The sequence below is a fragment of the Mesorhizobium sp. M7A.F.Ca.US.006.04.2.1 genome (assembly GCF_004022915.1).
Classification (GTDB): domain Bacteria; phylum Pseudomonadota; class Alphaproteobacteria; order Rhizobiales; family Rhizobiaceae; genus Mesorhizobium; species Mesorhizobium ciceri.
The window spans coordinates 1-13,932 of sequence record NZ_RZQA01000058.1 but is presented as its reverse complement, the minus strand read 5'-3'; the positions used below and the strand labels follow the sequence as shown (position 1 = coordinate 13,932).

Below are 13,932 nucleotides of genomic sequence, written 5' to 3'. Positions count from 1 at the left end.
CACCTATACCGGCAACAATCCGGCGCTGCGCGTTGCTGCGTCCGGCGCCGACGTCAAGCTGATCGGCCTGTCGAGCTATGTGAAGGCCGGCGGTTCCTACATCGTCGTCAAAACCGACTCGCCGTTGAAGACGCTGCAGGATCTCAGGGGCAAGAAGGTCGCCTATCTCACCGGAACGGTGCGGCATTCGAACTTCAGCAAGGCACTGAACAGCGTCGGCCTGACCACCAATGACGTCGAAGGTCTGAACCTGCCTTTCGAGGCATCCGGCCCGGCGCTGCTGCGCGGCGATATCGACGCCATTGTCGAGACGGATTCGACGGCGGCCAAGCTGGTCGACACCGGCGAGGCGCGGGTGCTGTTCGACACCAGCACCCATCCGGAATGGAACGTGCCGAACGTCATCTCGGTCAACGGCGCCTTCGCGGCGAAATATCCCGATCTGGTCAAGCGGCTGCTGAAGATCGACATCGAGATTTCGCGTTGGGCCGACGCTCATCCGGACGAGACGATCAAGACGTTTGTGGAGGCGACCAAGTCGTCGGAAAAATCCGTCCGCAAGACCTATGCCGACGGGGTGTTCCACCAGGATCCGAAACTCACCGACGACGCGATCGCCGCCTTGCAGGGCGAGGAGAAATTCATGGCCAGCGCCGGGCTCCTGAAGGGCTCGATCGACTACGGCAAATGGGTCGACAAGAGCTTTGTCGATGGCGCCGCGGCTGAAGTCGCTGCCGTCCAATAGACTGGAAGCATCGAGCGGGGCGGGCGCGTTACTGCGCTGCCCCGTTCGTCTGGTCCGTCAAATCTCAGGGATGTTCTCCTTGAAGATCACCTGCAGCCTTGGCTGGTGCAGTTCATAGGGCAATCCCCGGACCGCATGGGTCAAAGTGTTGAGCGCTTCGCGGGCTTCGACGCGCGGGTTCTGGTCGATGACCGCGTCGAGCGTGCCGTCGAGCAGAAGGTCTTTGGTGCCGTCCGTCACCTCGTGGCCGAGGAAGACCATGGACTGGGCGCGGCCGTGCTCCTTGAGCGCGCGGGCGATGCCGGTGTTGCCGGCGCCGACATTGTAGATCGCGGCAAGGTCGGGGTGCCGTTCCAGCAGGGCCGATGCCTCCGAATAGGCCTTCTCGCGGTCGTCGAGCATTTCGCGCATCTCGACGATCTGCAGGTTGGGTGATTCCTCGGTCAGGACGTGGCGGAACCCCATCTCGCGTTCTTCGTGGCCGCGATAGGACAGCGAGCCGGCGAACAGCGCCACCTTGCCCGGATGCCCCGATCCCATGAAGCGGTTGAGCAGATAGCCGGCCAGCCGCCCGGCGGCGCGGTTGTCGATGCCGATATAGGCGACCCTGGGCACATGCAGGATGTCGGAGGCGATGGTCACCACCTTGATATCGTTGGCCGACAGGGATCGGATCGCTTCGCGCACCGTCGGATGGTCGAGCGCTATAACGCCGACGCCTTGCGTCTGTCCGCGCAGGTCCTGCAGCAGGCGGGCGAGCCGGTCAGGATTGAAGCCCTCGATGGTGGCGATATGGACATCGAGGTCGGGCCGCGCCAGAGCCTGTGCCTCGATGTGCCGGTGCAGCATCTTGATGAAGGAATTGGTGCCGGCCGGCAGCGCGAAGTCGAGTCGGATGACCTCGCCAGGCGAGGGCCGTGGCGGCGCGCCGTTCGGGCCTTCGGCGATGTAGCCGAGGCGCTGCGCCATTTCGAGCACGATTTCGCGCGTGCGCGCCCGCACGCCGGGTCGGTTGTTGAGCACGCGGTCGACGGTGGCGGCCGAGACGCCGGCTTCCCGGGCTATGTCAGTCAGGGTGGAACGCACCGTCTTTCATCTCCTGCATGCGTCAGATCGGCTGGTGACGGCTTCCCCGCCATCGGCGATTCTGATGGGAAATGATGTATCCGCCCTTAGCCTATGCGCAAGCCGCCGCGCTAAATCAAATGGTCCGGCAGGGCTGCGCAGGGCCGGGAAGGGTCGTGTGCCCTCAAACTGAAGCACCCGGCATGATGCATGGATCCCGTTTTTGTGCATTTCCTTGCCCTATTGCGATGTTGTGAGGTGTTTTGATTATTTATGATGTTGACAGCCTTGCCGTGCTGCCGTCAATATCCCTCATAAGGGCCGTGGAGGAAACGTGGCCCTGAGGGAGGAGTTTCAATGTCTGACTTGATCCGCATCTCGCGGCGCCGGCTGCTGGCATCCGGAGGAAAGGCGGCTGTGATCATGGCCGCCGCTGGTATCGCACCTCAATTCATTCGTCCCGGCCGCGCCTATGCGGCCGACGCGCTGGCGCCAGGCATGATCGGCGGCCCGACGGGCTTCGATGGAGCCGAGCGCTACCAGTATGGCGCCGACACGCCGGAAAGCCGCGCCATCGAGGCGGCCAAGGCGCTGAAGGGCGCCGGCAAGGCGCCGGCCAAGATCGTGCTCGGCCTGTCCGACGGCTCGATCGGCCAGCTCACGCAGCCGTTCCCGGCCGGTGCGCCGTCGATCAAGGAGCTGTGGGAAAAGGAAACCGGCATCGCGATCGAAATCATCGGTTTGCCGAACGGCCAGGAATTCACCAAGACGATGCAGGACATCTCCACCAAGGGTGGGGCCTACGACATCTATTCGACCGAATGGAACCGCCTCGGCGACCTCGCCGAAACCGGCGGCATCGCCAAGCTCGATGACTTTGTCGCGCAGCACAAGCCCGAATGGGACGATCCCGTCAGCGGCTATGTCAACGGCGCCAAGGGCGTGTCGCTGCTCAACAAATACCGCGGCTCCAACTATGGCGTGTCGCTGGACGGCGACTTCCAGACCTGGGTCTACCGCACCGATTTGTTCGGCGACGAAGCCGAGAAGAAGGCCTTCAAGGACAAATACGGCTACGATCTGGCGCCGCCGAAGACCTGGAAGCAGCATGGCGACATCGCCGCCTTCTTCCAGCGACCGGACAAGGGCCTGTTCGGCTCGACCGACCTGCGCAACCAGGGTTGGGGCTACACCAACTGGTACCAGCGCTATGTCTCGATGGCTTCGCCCAACCAATTCCTGTTTGGCGATGACGGCAAGCCGATGATCAATTCCGAGCAAGGCATTGCCGCCACCAACGAATATGTCGCTTCGCTCGCACATCATTCGCCGGATGCGATCTCCTGGGGCTGGCCGGAGCAATACGGCAACTTCGCCAAGGGTGGTGCGGCGATGACCTGCGCCTTCTCCAACCTGCCGAAATTCCTCGACAATGCCGGCAACAAGGATTCGGCCGTCACCGGCAAGATCGGCTCGATGCTGCCGCCAGGCCGCGAGATCGACGGCAAGCTGATCAGCCGCTCCGTGCTGTGGTTCTCGCTGACCGGCATGGTCTCGTCGCAGTCGAAGAACCAGGAGGTTGCCTATCTCCTGCTGCAATGGCTGGGCTCGGCCCGTATCTACGCCTGGATGAGTGCCAACCCCGGCGGTTATCTGGACCCGTTCCGGCTTTCGGACTTCTCCGATCCGCTGGTGCGCCAGACCTATCATGCCTACCACATGGACGTTGTGCGCGAGACGGTGGCGCGCACCGTGCCGACCATCAACTATCCCGGCGCGACAGCCTTCCACAATGCGCTCGACGAGAACCTCATGGCGGCGCTGACCAAGGCCAAGACATCGGAGCAGGCGATGGCCGATACGGAGGCGGAGTGGAAGAAGATCGTGCGGCGCACCGGCGAGGACAAACTGCTCGAAGCCATCAAGACCAACAAGGAGGCCTGGCCGACAGTTCTCGACCCGATCGTCTGATCCATCTCCCTGGATCACATCGAAGGAGGGGAGGAGCCTGCTTTTCCCCTCCGCCCACAACGCCACCAGCAAAGCCGCCAGATGAAGCGTTCCGTTCCTTTCCTGATATTCCGCTATGCCGCGATCTTCGCGGCCATGGCGGTGACGCTGGTGCCGATCCTGTGGATGGTATCGATGGCGTTCAAGCCGATCGCCGAATGGTCGGCGACCGGCGCCGACCTGACCTGGTGGCCGAAGAACCCGACGCTCAGCAATTTTCGTTTCGTCTTCGGCGAGTCAACCAACAATTTGATCGTCGCGCTCGACCGTACCGCGCTGAAGCCGATCCTCGCATCGCTGCTGTCGGCGGTTTTCGGCACGGTGATCGCCATGTCGGCGGGCACTGCCGCGGCTTATGGGCTGTCGCGTTTCGGCTCCGGCCAGAACCTGCCGCTGGCGCTGATCCAGCTCAGGATTTTTCCCCCGATGGCGGTCATGATCCCGGTGATGATCATGTGGGCTTTCCTCAACTTCACCGACAGCTGGTGGGGCCTGGCGCTGATCTACGGCATCGTCACCTTGCCGTTCGCCTTCTGGCTGATGAAGACCTTCTTCGACGACATGCCGCGCGAGATCGAGGAGGCAGCGCTTGTCGAGGGCTGTTCGCGGCTGCGCGTCTTCACCCGCATCACGCTGCCGATGATGCGCGCGCCGCTGGCCAGTGCCGCGCTCTTCGTCTTCATCCTCAACTGGTCGGACTATCTGATCGCGCTGCTTCTGACGACGCGCGAATGGGTGACCATCCCGGTCTACATGGCCTCGCTATCCTCCTCGATGACCGGGCAGCTCTATGGCGCCAAGGCGGCGCTTGGCCTGATCGCGGCCGTGCCGCCGGTCATCATGGGCATCGCCATCCAACGCCATCTGGTGCGCGGGTTGACATTCGGGGCGCTCAAGCAATGAGCGCGGTGACTGTCATGACTTCCAAGGATGAGGTGAAAGCCGTCGGAGCAAAGCCGGTTTCGCGCGATGAGGGCGCAAGGCTGGGTTTCCGGCTGACATTGCCTGCGCAGATCCTGGTGCTGTTCATCTCGGCCTTCCCGCTGTTGATGCAGCTCTACATCAGCGTCACCGACTGGTCGCCCCTGTCGGGCACCGGCTGGTGGAACGCCTGGTCGATGTGGAACAGCTTTGCCAACTACACCGATCTCGCCGCCGACGCGCGCTTCTGGAGCGCGCTGAAGCGTACGGCCATCGTCATGATCGTCTGCGTGCCGGCGGAATTCCTGCTTGGGCTGGCGCTGGCGACACTGTTTGCCGACGATTTCCCGGGCAAGCGCGTCTTCTATTCGATCCTGCTGATGCCGATGATGGTGGTGCCTGCCGTGGCCGGCTACATGTTCTTCATGCTGTTCCAGTCGGGCGGCCCGGTGAACGACATCTTGTCGGCGCTCACCGGATCTCCCGTCACCATCGCCTGGCTGTCGGATCCGACTCTGGCGCTGATTGCGGTGATGGTCGCCGACATTTGGCAATGGACGCCGCTGATGTTCCTTATCCTGCTTGCCGGCCTGGTCGGCGTGCCGGAGGACCAGATCAAGGCGGCGACGCTGCTCGGCGCCAATCCGTGGCAGCGCTTCGTCACCATCGTGCTGCCGAAGATGAAGACGATCATCATCATCGCGTTGGCGATCCGGGTGATCGAGAACTTCAAGATCTTCGACACGCTCTACATCATGACCGGCGGCGGTCCAGGCGTCGCTACCGAAACCATCTCGGTCTACATCTACAAGCTCACCACGCAGGACCTGATCTGGGGCTATGTGGCGGCGATCGCGCTGGCCATTTTGGTCGTGCTGTCGATCGTCGCGGTGTTTGCCATGAAGCGCATGGCGCGTGCACGCGTGGTACCGGCATGAGCGCCATCCACCTGCAAAACCTGGTCAAGAAATTCGGCGACTTCACCGCGCTGAAGACCATGGACCTGGCAATATCAGATGGCGAGTTCATGGCGCTGCTCGGCCCGTCGGGCTGCGGCAAGTCGACGACGATGAACATGATCGCCGGCATGGAAGAACCGACCGGCGGCAAGATCCTGTTTGGCGAGCGCGACATGGCCGGCGTGCCGATGGGCCGGCGTGGCGTCGGCTTCGTGTTCCAGAACTACGCCATCTTCACGCATATGACGGTGCGCCAGAACCTTGCCTATGGACCAAAAATGCGAGGGGCTGCCAAAGCCGAGATCGATCGCCGTGTCGGCGCCGTCGCCGAGATGCTGCAGCTTTCGCCGCTGCTCGACCGCAAGGCCGACAGGCTGTCGGTCAATATATTGCAACGGGTGGCGATCGGCCGCTCGGCGATCATGGAGCCGGCGATCTTCCTGCTCGACGAGCCGCTCTCCAATGTCGACGCCGCTTTCCGGGCCGTCATGCGCACCGAACTGAAGCAGCTGCAGCGGCAGTTCCGCCAGACCATGGTGTATGTCACCCACGATCAGCTCGAGGCGATGACCATGGCCGACCGCATCGCGGTCATGGATCATGGGGTTTTGCAGCAGGTCGGCACGCCGCTCGAGGTCTACAACGATCCAGCCAATGTCTTCGTCGCCCGCTTTATCGGTGCGCCGGGCATGAATCTGCTCAAGGGCAGGCCGGCGGAGAGCGACCGCGGACTGGTCGTCGATCTCGGACCGTTGGGCGTCACGCCGCCGCTGCCGGGCGAACTCGCAGCGGCCATGCGTGGTGCACGCGGCGAGGTGCTTTACGGATTCCGGCCTGAACAGGCGACGTTGGTGCAGAATGGGCAGGGCCTCGCAATGCCGGTGACCTTTGTCGAACGGATCGGTGCGCGCACCATCGTTCATCTCGGCCAGGGCGAGGCGGCTGTGAAAACGGTGTTCGACAATGATGTCGGGCTGGCTATCGGCGACACCGCTGTCATCGCTCCCACTACGTCGTCGGTGCGCGTCTTCGACGCCGCTACCGGCCTTGCGATGAAGGCAGGTTGAGATGGCCGATATCGTCTTCCGTAATGTGACCAAACGCTACGGCAATACACTCGCCGTCGACGACGCCTCGTTCACCGTCAACGACAATGAGTTCTTCTGCTTCTTCGGTCCGCCGCTGTCGGGCAAGTCGACCATCCTGCGCCTGGTGCTCGGGTTGGAGACACCTGACACCGGCGAAATCCTGATCGGAGGCAGGCCGGTCAACGCGATGTCGCCGGCCGAGCGCAACGTGGCTATGGTGTTCCAGAACCTGGCGCTGTTTCCGCATATGAGCGCGCTCGAAAATGTCCGCTTTCCCCTGGTCGAACGCCGGGTCGCCGAGGCCGAGATCAAGCGGCGGGTCACCGACGTCGCGGCGAAGCTGCATATCGGCCATATCCTGCACAAGCCGCCGGGACAGCTTTCGGGCGGGGAGCGGCAGCGCGTGGCGATCGCCCGGGCTCTGGTGCGCGATCCCAATGCCTATCTGATGGACGATCCGATCTCGGCGCTCGACGCCAGGCTGCGCGAAGAAACGCGCGTCGAGCTGAAGCGCATCCAGCGCGAACTCGGCAAGACGCTGATCTACGTCACGCACGACCAGGAAGAAGCGATGTCGGTCGCCGACCGCATCGCCATCCTGGAGGACGGCAAGATCAGGCAGATCGGTACGCCGGCAGAGATTTACGACCGCCCGGCCAGCACCTATGTGGCAAGGCTGCTTGGTTCGCCGATGATGAACATCCTCAGATCGGCGCGCGGCGAGGGCGGTGTCGAAGCGGCTGAAGGCACGATCCGCATCGAAGACAAGACAGCGCCCGCCGACGCCGTGGAGATCGGCCTGAGGCCGGAAGACATCAAGGTCAGACCGTGGGCGGATGGGGGCCCGGGCCGCCCGGCGCGAGTGTTCGAGGTCGAGCCGCTTGGCGGCTACACCGTGGTGACGCTCGCTGCCGGGCAGGCGCGGCTGAAGGCGTTGCTGCGCGGCCAGCCCGACATCCGGCCGGATGCCATGGTGGCGATATCCTGCGAGCCGGCCAGAGTGCATTATTTCGAACAGAGCGGCGGGGCGTTGGCACGATGACGGCCGCCGCAAGGAAAGAGTTTCGGGAGGAAGAGATGGCAAGCAAAGGCTTCGAGCCGGACGTGAAGGTCCGCACGAAGGAATACAAGATCGGCTGTGTCGGCGCAGGCATGATCATGGCCGAGTGCCATCTCGCCGCCTACAAGGAAGCCGGGTTCCCGGTGGTGGCAATCGCCTCGCGCACCAGGGCCAGCGCCGAGAAGGTGGCGACGCGCTGGGGCATTCCGACCGTCCACGACACACCGGAAAAACTGATCGAGGACGAAAATGTCGAGATCATCGACCTTGCTTTCCCGCCCGACCTGCAGCCGGCGCTGATCCGTCACGCGCTGAAGCAGAAGCACATCAAGGCGATCCTGGCGCAGAAGCCGTTGGCCTTGTCGGTCGACGAAGCGGTCAAGCTGCGTGACGAGGCGGCCAAGGCCGGCAAGATCCTCTCGGTCAATCAGAACATGCGCTACGACCAGTCGATGCGCGTCTTGAAGCAGATCATCGACAGCGGCGCGCTGGGCGACATCGTCTTCGCCCAGATCGACATGCACGCCATCCCGCACTGGCAGAGCTTTCTCGAGGATTATGACCGGCTGACGCTCGCCAATATGAGCGTGCATCATCTCGACGTGCTGCGCTTCCTGTTCGGCGATCCCGACGAGATCACCACGCTGACACGCAAAGACCCGCGCACGACATTCGACCACTCCGACGGCATCACCGTGTCGACGCTGCGCTTCCCGTCCGGCGTGCTTGCCGTGTCGCTGGAGGATGTCTGGTCCGGTCCGCGCCAGGATGGCTACAAGGACGACCAGCACATCAACTGGCGCGTCGACGGCAGCAAGGGGGTCGCGAAGGGCACCATCGGCTGGCCGACGGGCGCTGCCTCGACGCTGACTTACGCTTCGACCGAGACGACCGGCGGCGAATGGGTCAGCCCGAGCTGGGACACGATGTGGTTCCCGCATGCCTTTATCGGTGTGATGGAGCAGCTCCAGCACGCGGTGAAGACCGGCACGCCGCCGGCGCTGTCGGTCGCCGACAACGTCAAGACCATGGCGCTGGTCGAGGCGGGCTACCGCTCGATCGACGAGGCCCGCATGGTCAAGCTTTCCGAAATCGCTACCTGATCACCGCAGCTGAAACACCAGACAACTGAATCGCTTACAGGGAGGAATTCACACCATGATGCAGGCAGGTATTTTCACGGGCTATTTCCCGTACGGCCTCGAAGAGACGGCGAAGAAAATCCGCGGGCTCGATTTCAACACGGTGCAACTCGACCTCCACTTCAAGGATGTCGACCTGTCGGCCGGGCAGATCACCAAGGACAAGGCCAAGAAGGTGCGCGACGTCTTCCGCGATCATCACCTGCCGGTGTGCTGCATTTCCGGCTACACAAATATCATCCACCCGGACAAGGCCGAGCGCGACAAGCGCGTCGGCTACCTCAAAGAGATCATCCGCAACGCCCGCCATTTCGGCAGCCCGTATGTGATCTCGGAAACCGGCACCTACAACACAGAATCCGACTGGGTGCATCACCCCAAGAACAAGACCGAGGAAGGGTTCGAGGAATGCCGCAAAGTGGTCGCCGACCTTGCCCAGACGGCCTATGACCACGGCGCGGTCTTCCTGCTCGAAACCTATGTCAACAACGTCGTCGGCTCGGTCGAGGAGACGGTCAAGATGTTCGCGCAGGTCGATCACCCCGGCCTCGGTCTGCTGATGGACCCGACCAATTATTTCGAGACGCATAACATCGACAGGATGGACCAGATCCTGAACCAGGTGTTCGACACGCTGACCGACAAGATCAGAATAGCTCACGCCAAGGACGTCAAGCGTTCGGGCGGCGACAAGTCCGAGAAGCACGCCGATATCGGCGACGAGGACGCGCTGGAGAGCCATACATTCCGTGGCGTCGGTGAGATCGAGTTGCCGGCACCGGGCCTCGGTTCGCTGAACTACGACCTCTATCTCCAGCGGCTGGCGGAAAAGCATCCGAACATCCCGGTGATCATCGAGCATCTCTCGGAAGACGACGTGCCGCGCGCCAAGAAATTCCTCGACGGGAAGTTCCGCGCCAACGGTCTGTGACGGCCTTCTCGCGCCGCTGGTTCGCGGCGGCGCGGTTCGGTTCCAAAGTAAGGGAGGAGAAAAAATGTTGAAATTCGCATTGAAACTGGCGGCTGCCGCAACGCTGCTCGCCGGTGTCTCATTGAGCGCGCCGGCAATGGCGCAGGATGGCCAGAAGACGTTCTACCTGCTGTCGCATGGCGGTCCGTCGGATGCGTTCTGGCTGGACTGGAATGCCGGCGCGACCAAAGCCTGCGATCAGCTCAAGGTGACGTGCAAGATCTCATTCAGCGGCGCCGACATGGCGGCGCAGAAGGAGGCCTTCAATTCCGCGCTTGCGGCCAAGCCCGACGGCATCGCCACCACGTCGGCCCAGCCGGGCTTGTGGACGGAAGAGGTGAAGGCGGCCAAGGCAGCCGGCATCCCGATCGTGTTCTTCAACACAGACGACCCGGCGACCGGACGGCAGGCCTATGTCGGTGCCGATCTCAAGGAGGCGGGCGTCATCTGGGCCAAGTATCTTGTTGACCACAAGATGGTGAAGCAGGGCGACAAGGTGTTCCTGCCGGTGGAAGTGCCTGGCGCCAGCTATCAGCAGCTGGAGACCGAAGGCATCGCCAGCGTCTTCGATCCGTTGGGGATCAAATATGATGTGGTCGATTGCGGCACCGACCCGGCCGGCATCATTGCCAAGATGACCGACTACATGGTGGCCAACAATCCGCCGGCGATCATCGCGCTTGGCGATTCCGTCGCGGCCAGCGTCAAGCGGGTGTTCGACGGCGCCGGCGTGCCGGCCGGCAAGATCCCGGTCGTCGGCTGGGGCAATTCCAAGGAAACCGCGGAAGCCGTCAAATCCGGTTTCGTCAACGCGGCCGCCTGGCAGTTCCCGTCTGCGCAGGGCTTCATGCCGGTGGCGCTGCTCGGGCTCGCCGCTTCGGGTGAGCCGATCGGCTACGACATCCATACGTTCAGCCTCTACGACGCCTCGAGCGTCGAACCGATCCTGAAACTCTACGACACGAAGTGAAAACCGGTGCCCGCGGCGCAAGCCGCGGGCGTCTCTTCAAAGCATGGTTCAAGCAGTCATGATGATCGCCGCAGAAGACGAAATGCCTGTCGGGAAACGCAGATCGAGCCTTATACGCTCGCCGCAATTCTCCTCGCTCGTCATCCTCATTGTCCTGCTCGCGGTGTTCGCCATTGCCGATGCCAATTTCCTGTCGCCGCTCAACATCTCCAACATGATGGCGTTCCTGCCCGAGCTCGGCATCATCGCGCTCGGCATGACGCTGCTGTTGACGGCGGGCGAGTTCGACCTGTCGGTCGGCGCCGTGTTCGGGCTGGCCCCGGTCGTCGTCATGCTCCTGGTGCAGAACGGCGGCGTGGATATAGGTGCCGCCCTTCTGGCCGGGCTTCTGCTGTGCATCGCCATCGGCGCCATCAACGGGCTGATCGTCACCAAGATCGGCATTTCGTCCTTCCTGGTCACGCTTTCGATGCTGCTCGTGGTGCGTGGGGCAGCGCTCTACATCACACAGGGCTTTCCGCTGAAATCCTGGGACCAGCCGGGTTTTTTCGTGACGCTGCTGGCCGGCAGCTTCAATGTCGGCTCGTTCCGGTTCTACACCTCGCTGTGGTGGTTCATCGGTCTCTCGCTGCTGGCAATCTATGTGCTGCGCTATGCCAAGCTCGGCAACTGGATCAGCGCCATCGGGTCGAACCGCAACGCGGCGGTGGCGCGTGGCGTGCCGGCGGACGCCGTCAAGGTGTGGCTGTTCATCCTGACTTCGGTTCTGGCGGGGCTGGCCGGCATGATCAGCGCCTTCCGCATTTCGGCCGCTTCACCGGTGGCCGGCACCGGCTACGAACTCGAAGTGATCGCCATGGTGGTGGTCGGCGGCACGGCGCTGACCGGCGGACGCGGCACGATCCTCGGCACCATCGTCGGTGCGCTGATGCTGCGCGCGATCCGCAACGGCATCGTGCTGATCGGCGTGCCGGGCCTCGCCTACAATATCTTCGTCGGCCTGATCATCCTCGCCATGCTCATCCTGCACGCTTTGCTGCAGAAGAACGCCGCAAGGGGCTGACGATGGAAGTTCTCCGGCTGCAGAATCTGCAAAAATCCTTCGGCAGCGTCCGCGCGCTGAAGAATGCGTCCTTTGCCCTCAAGGAAGGCGAGGTGGTGGCCCTGCTCGGCGACAACGGCGCCGGCAAATCGACGCTGATCAAGGCGATTTCCGGTGTGTTTCCGATCGACCGTGGCGACATCTATGTGCGCGGTGAAAAGGTTTCGATCCGTTCGACACGCGACGCGATGGACCTCGGCATCGAGACCATCCACCAGGATACGTCTCTGGCGCCGGATCTCAGCATCGCGCGCAATCTTTTCCTTGGGCGCGAGCCGGTCAAGCTGAAATGGCTGGGCGTGTTCGCGCCGCTCGATTTCGCCAAATTGCGAGACGCGGCGTCGGCGCTGTTGAAGCGCGTCGGCATCTCGAAAAAACTCGACGCCGATGCGCTGGTCTCGACGCTATCGGGTGGCGAGCGGCAGTCGATCGCGATTTCTCGCGCCATGCAGTTCGCTGCCAAGGTCATCATCCTCGACGAACCGACCAACAATCTCGGTGTCGAGGAAACCCATGGCGTGCTGCGCTTCGTCAAGGAGGTGCGTGACGCCGGTCATTCCGTGCTCTTGATCACCCACAACATCCATCACGTGTTCCAGGTCGCCGACCGCATCATCGTCATGCGCCGCGGCGAGATCGTCGCCGAGCAGACGGTTGCCGATACCGATCTCCTGACCGTGGAAAGCATCATCACCGGCGCCGACATGTCGGCCCTGCTGAAAGAGACGAGAGCGAAGTGAAGAAGTTGGCCGTCACATGGTAGAACTTTACGGCAAGACGCTTTCGCGCCGGCAGGTGTCGGAACGTTCGGGCATGCTGTCGCAATTTGCCGGCGTGCGGCTGATGACGCTTGGCGACGGGGTGGAACGCGGCATCCGCATGCTGGAGTTCCGCACCGGCTCGGGCCTGCGCTTCACGGCACTGGTCGACCGGGCGCTCGACATCGCTGACTGCGACTTCAAGGGCCAGGCGATCGGCTGGCATTCGCCGAGCGGTTTTCGCCACCCCGGCCTGCACGATTATGAGGGGGAAGGGGGGCTCGCTTGGGCGCGTTCGTTTTCAGGGCTGCTTGTCACCTGCGGCCTCGACCACATATTGGGCCGGGAAGAAGTGCCGGCCGATAGCTACAACTACCCGGGCAGGAAGACCGTGATCCATTCGCTGCATGGCCGCGTCGGCACCATTCCGGCGCGGCTGACCGGTTATGGCGAGACCTGGGACGGCGACCGCTGCGTGCTGTGGGCCGAAGGCACCGTGCAGCAATCGGCAGTGTTCGGCGAGGATCTGCATCTGATCCGGCGTATCGAGGCCGATGTCGGCGGCAACGAGATCCGGCTGTCGGATCGCGTCGTCAACCACGGTTTCAACCGCACGCCGCACATGTATTTTTACCACGTCAATGTCAGCCATCCCTTGCTCGACGAGGGTTCGCGCTATCTGGCGCCGATCCGCGACGTCGTCTGGGCTGGCCATGCCGGCGAGCGCTACCAGGCGCAGAAGGTGGGTTACCGCACGATGCCGGCGCCGCAATCGGGTTTCAGCGAGCAGGTCTGGCAGCACGAGATGGCGGCGGACGCCAATGGCGAGGTGCCGGTGGCAGTGGTCAACGATCAGCTCGGGCTCGGCTTCGAAGTGGTGACGCGCAAGGACCAGCTGCCTTGCGCATATCAATGGCAGAATTTTCAGGCGGGGCAGTATGCGCTGGGCATCGAACCCTCGACGCATCATGTGCTCGGCAATCTCGCGGCGCGCGAGCGGGGCGAGATGATCTGGCTGGAGCATAGTGAAAGCCGTTCTTACGACGCAGTGTTCCGGGTGCTCGACGGCGCCGGCGCGATCGCCGAGGCCGAAGCAAAGATCGCGTCGATCGCCAGGCAGCCGCAACAGGATTATCCTGTGC

13 protein-coding genes are annotated in these 13,932 nt (G+C 62.9%); 12 read left to right on the top strand and 1 reads right to left on the bottom strand.

The genetic code is table 11. The features are described from left to right. A partial coding sequence (locus EN925_RS05450) for an aliphatic sulfonate ABC transporter substrate-binding protein (RefSeq protein ID WP_128336393.1) occupies positions 1–745 on the top strand: 745 nt, incomplete at its 5' end. Between the two features lie 57 nt (positions 746–802). Here EN925_RS05450 and EN925_RS05445 read toward each other — a convergent pair. Beyond that, the gene (locus EN925_RS05445; RefSeq protein WP_024501567.1) at positions 803–1,831 is read right to left on the bottom strand and encodes a LacI family DNA-binding transcriptional regulator; all 1,029 of its coding nucleotides are present in this window, start codon (positions 1,829–1,831) and stop codon (positions 803–805) included. A gap of 336 nt (positions 1,832–2,167) precedes the next feature. Here EN925_RS05445 and EN925_RS05440 point away from each other — a divergent pair, with 336 nt between their 5' ends. The 11 genes from EN925_RS05440 to EN925_RS05390 all read left to right on the top strand — a co-directional run. Further along, positions 2,168–3,781 carry an extracellular solute-binding protein gene (locus EN925_RS05440; RefSeq protein ID WP_127370032.1) on the top strand — a complete coding sequence of 538 codons (1,614 nt, stop codon included), beginning with the start codon at positions 2,168–2,170 and terminating at the stop codon, positions 3,779–3,781. A gap of 81 nt (positions 3,782–3,862) precedes the next feature. Next, positions 3,863–4,723 carry a carbohydrate ABC transporter permease gene (locus EN925_RS05435; protein WP_024501565.1) on the top strand — a complete coding sequence of 287 codons (861 nt, stop codon included), beginning with the start codon at positions 3,863–3,865 and terminating at the stop codon, positions 4,721–4,723. Beyond that, positions 4,720–5,679, top strand: a complete 960-nt coding sequence (locus tag EN925_RS05430) for a sugar ABC transporter permease (protein WP_127369094.1) — start codon at positions 4,720–4,722, stop codon at positions 5,677–5,679. Before EN925_RS05435 ends, EN925_RS05430 begins: the two co-directional genes overlap by 4 nt. After that, the gene (locus EN925_RS05425; protein WP_127369093.1) at positions 5,676–6,767 is read left to right on the top strand and encodes an ABC transporter ATP-binding protein; all 1,092 of its coding nucleotides are present in this window, start codon (positions 5,676–5,678) and stop codon (positions 6,765–6,767) included. The genes EN925_RS05430 and EN925_RS05425 overlap by 4 nt, the downstream gene beginning before the upstream one ends. Position 6,768: 1 nt before the next feature. Next, a complete protein-coding gene (locus EN925_RS05420; protein ID WP_127369092.1) occupies positions 6,769–7,830 on the top strand; it encodes an ABC transporter ATP-binding protein in 1,062 nt (353 codons plus the stop codon). Between the two features lie 35 nt (positions 7,831–7,865). After that, a complete protein-coding gene (locus tag EN925_RS05415) occupies positions 7,866–8,951 on the top strand; it encodes a Gfo/Idh/MocA family oxidoreductase (protein ID WP_127369091.1) in 1,086 nt (361 codons plus the stop codon). Positions 8,952–9,006: 55 nt separating this feature from the next. Continuing rightward, positions 9,007–9,921, top strand: coding sequence for a sugar phosphate isomerase/epimerase (locus EN925_RS05410; protein ID WP_013530826.1), 915 nt, complete (start codon positions 9,007–9,009; stop codon positions 9,919–9,921). 64 nt (positions 9,922–9,985) lie between these two features. After that, complete coding sequence (locus tag EN925_RS05405; protein WP_127369090.1) at positions 9,986–10,930, top strand: substrate-binding domain-containing protein; 945 nt, start codon at positions 9,986–9,988, stop codon at positions 10,928–10,930. An 82-nt stretch (positions 10,931–11,012) separates the two neighbouring features. Further along, on the top strand, positions 11,013–11,993 hold the full coding sequence (locus EN925_RS05400) for an ABC transporter permease (RefSeq protein ID WP_245465132.1): 981 nt from the start codon (positions 11,013–11,015) through the stop codon (positions 11,991–11,993). Further along, complete coding sequence (locus EN925_RS05395; RefSeq protein WP_024501560.1) at positions 11,990–12,772, top strand: ATP-binding cassette domain-containing protein; 783 nt, start codon at positions 11,990–11,992, stop codon at positions 12,770–12,772. The genes EN925_RS05400 and EN925_RS05395 overlap by 4 nt, the downstream gene beginning before the upstream one ends. 16 nt (positions 12,773–12,788) lie before the next feature. Further along, the coding region (locus EN925_RS05390; protein ID WP_128336392.1) for an aldose 1-epimerase family protein at positions 12,789–13,932 on the top strand (1,144 nt) is incomplete at its 3' end.

Coding starts and splice junctions, on each gene's coding strand:
- EN925_RS05440 (WP_127370032.1), top strand. CDS start 2,168: ATGTCTGACTTGATCCGCATCTCGCGGCGCCGGCTGCTGGCATCCGGA.
- EN925_RS05435 (WP_024501565.1), top strand. CDS start 3,863: ATGAAGCGTTCCGTTCCTTTCCTGATATTCCGCTATGCCGCGATCTTC.
- EN925_RS05430 (WP_127369094.1), top strand. CDS start 4,720: ATGAGCGCGGTGACTGTCATGACTTCCAAGGATGAGGTGAAAGCCGTC.
- EN925_RS05425 (WP_127369093.1), top strand. CDS start 5,676: ATGAGCGCCATCCACCTGCAAAACCTGGTCAAGAAATTCGGCGACTTC.
- EN925_RS05420 (WP_127369092.1), top strand. CDS start 6,769: ATGGCCGATATCGTCTTCCGTAATGTGACCAAACGCTACGGCAATACA.
- EN925_RS05415 (WP_127369091.1), top strand. CDS start 7,866: ATGGCAAGCAAAGGCTTCGAGCCGGACGTGAAGGTCCGCACGAAGGAA.
- EN925_RS05410 (WP_013530826.1), top strand. CDS start 9,007: ATGATGCAGGCAGGTATTTTCACGGGCTATTTCCCGTACGGCCTCGAA.
- EN925_RS05405 (WP_127369090.1), top strand. CDS start 9,986: ATGTTGAAATTCGCATTGAAACTGGCGGCTGCCGCAACGCTGCTCGCC.
- EN925_RS05400 (WP_245465132.1), top strand. CDS start 11,013: ATGCCTGTCGGGAAACGCAGATCGAGCCTTATACGCTCGCCGCAATTC.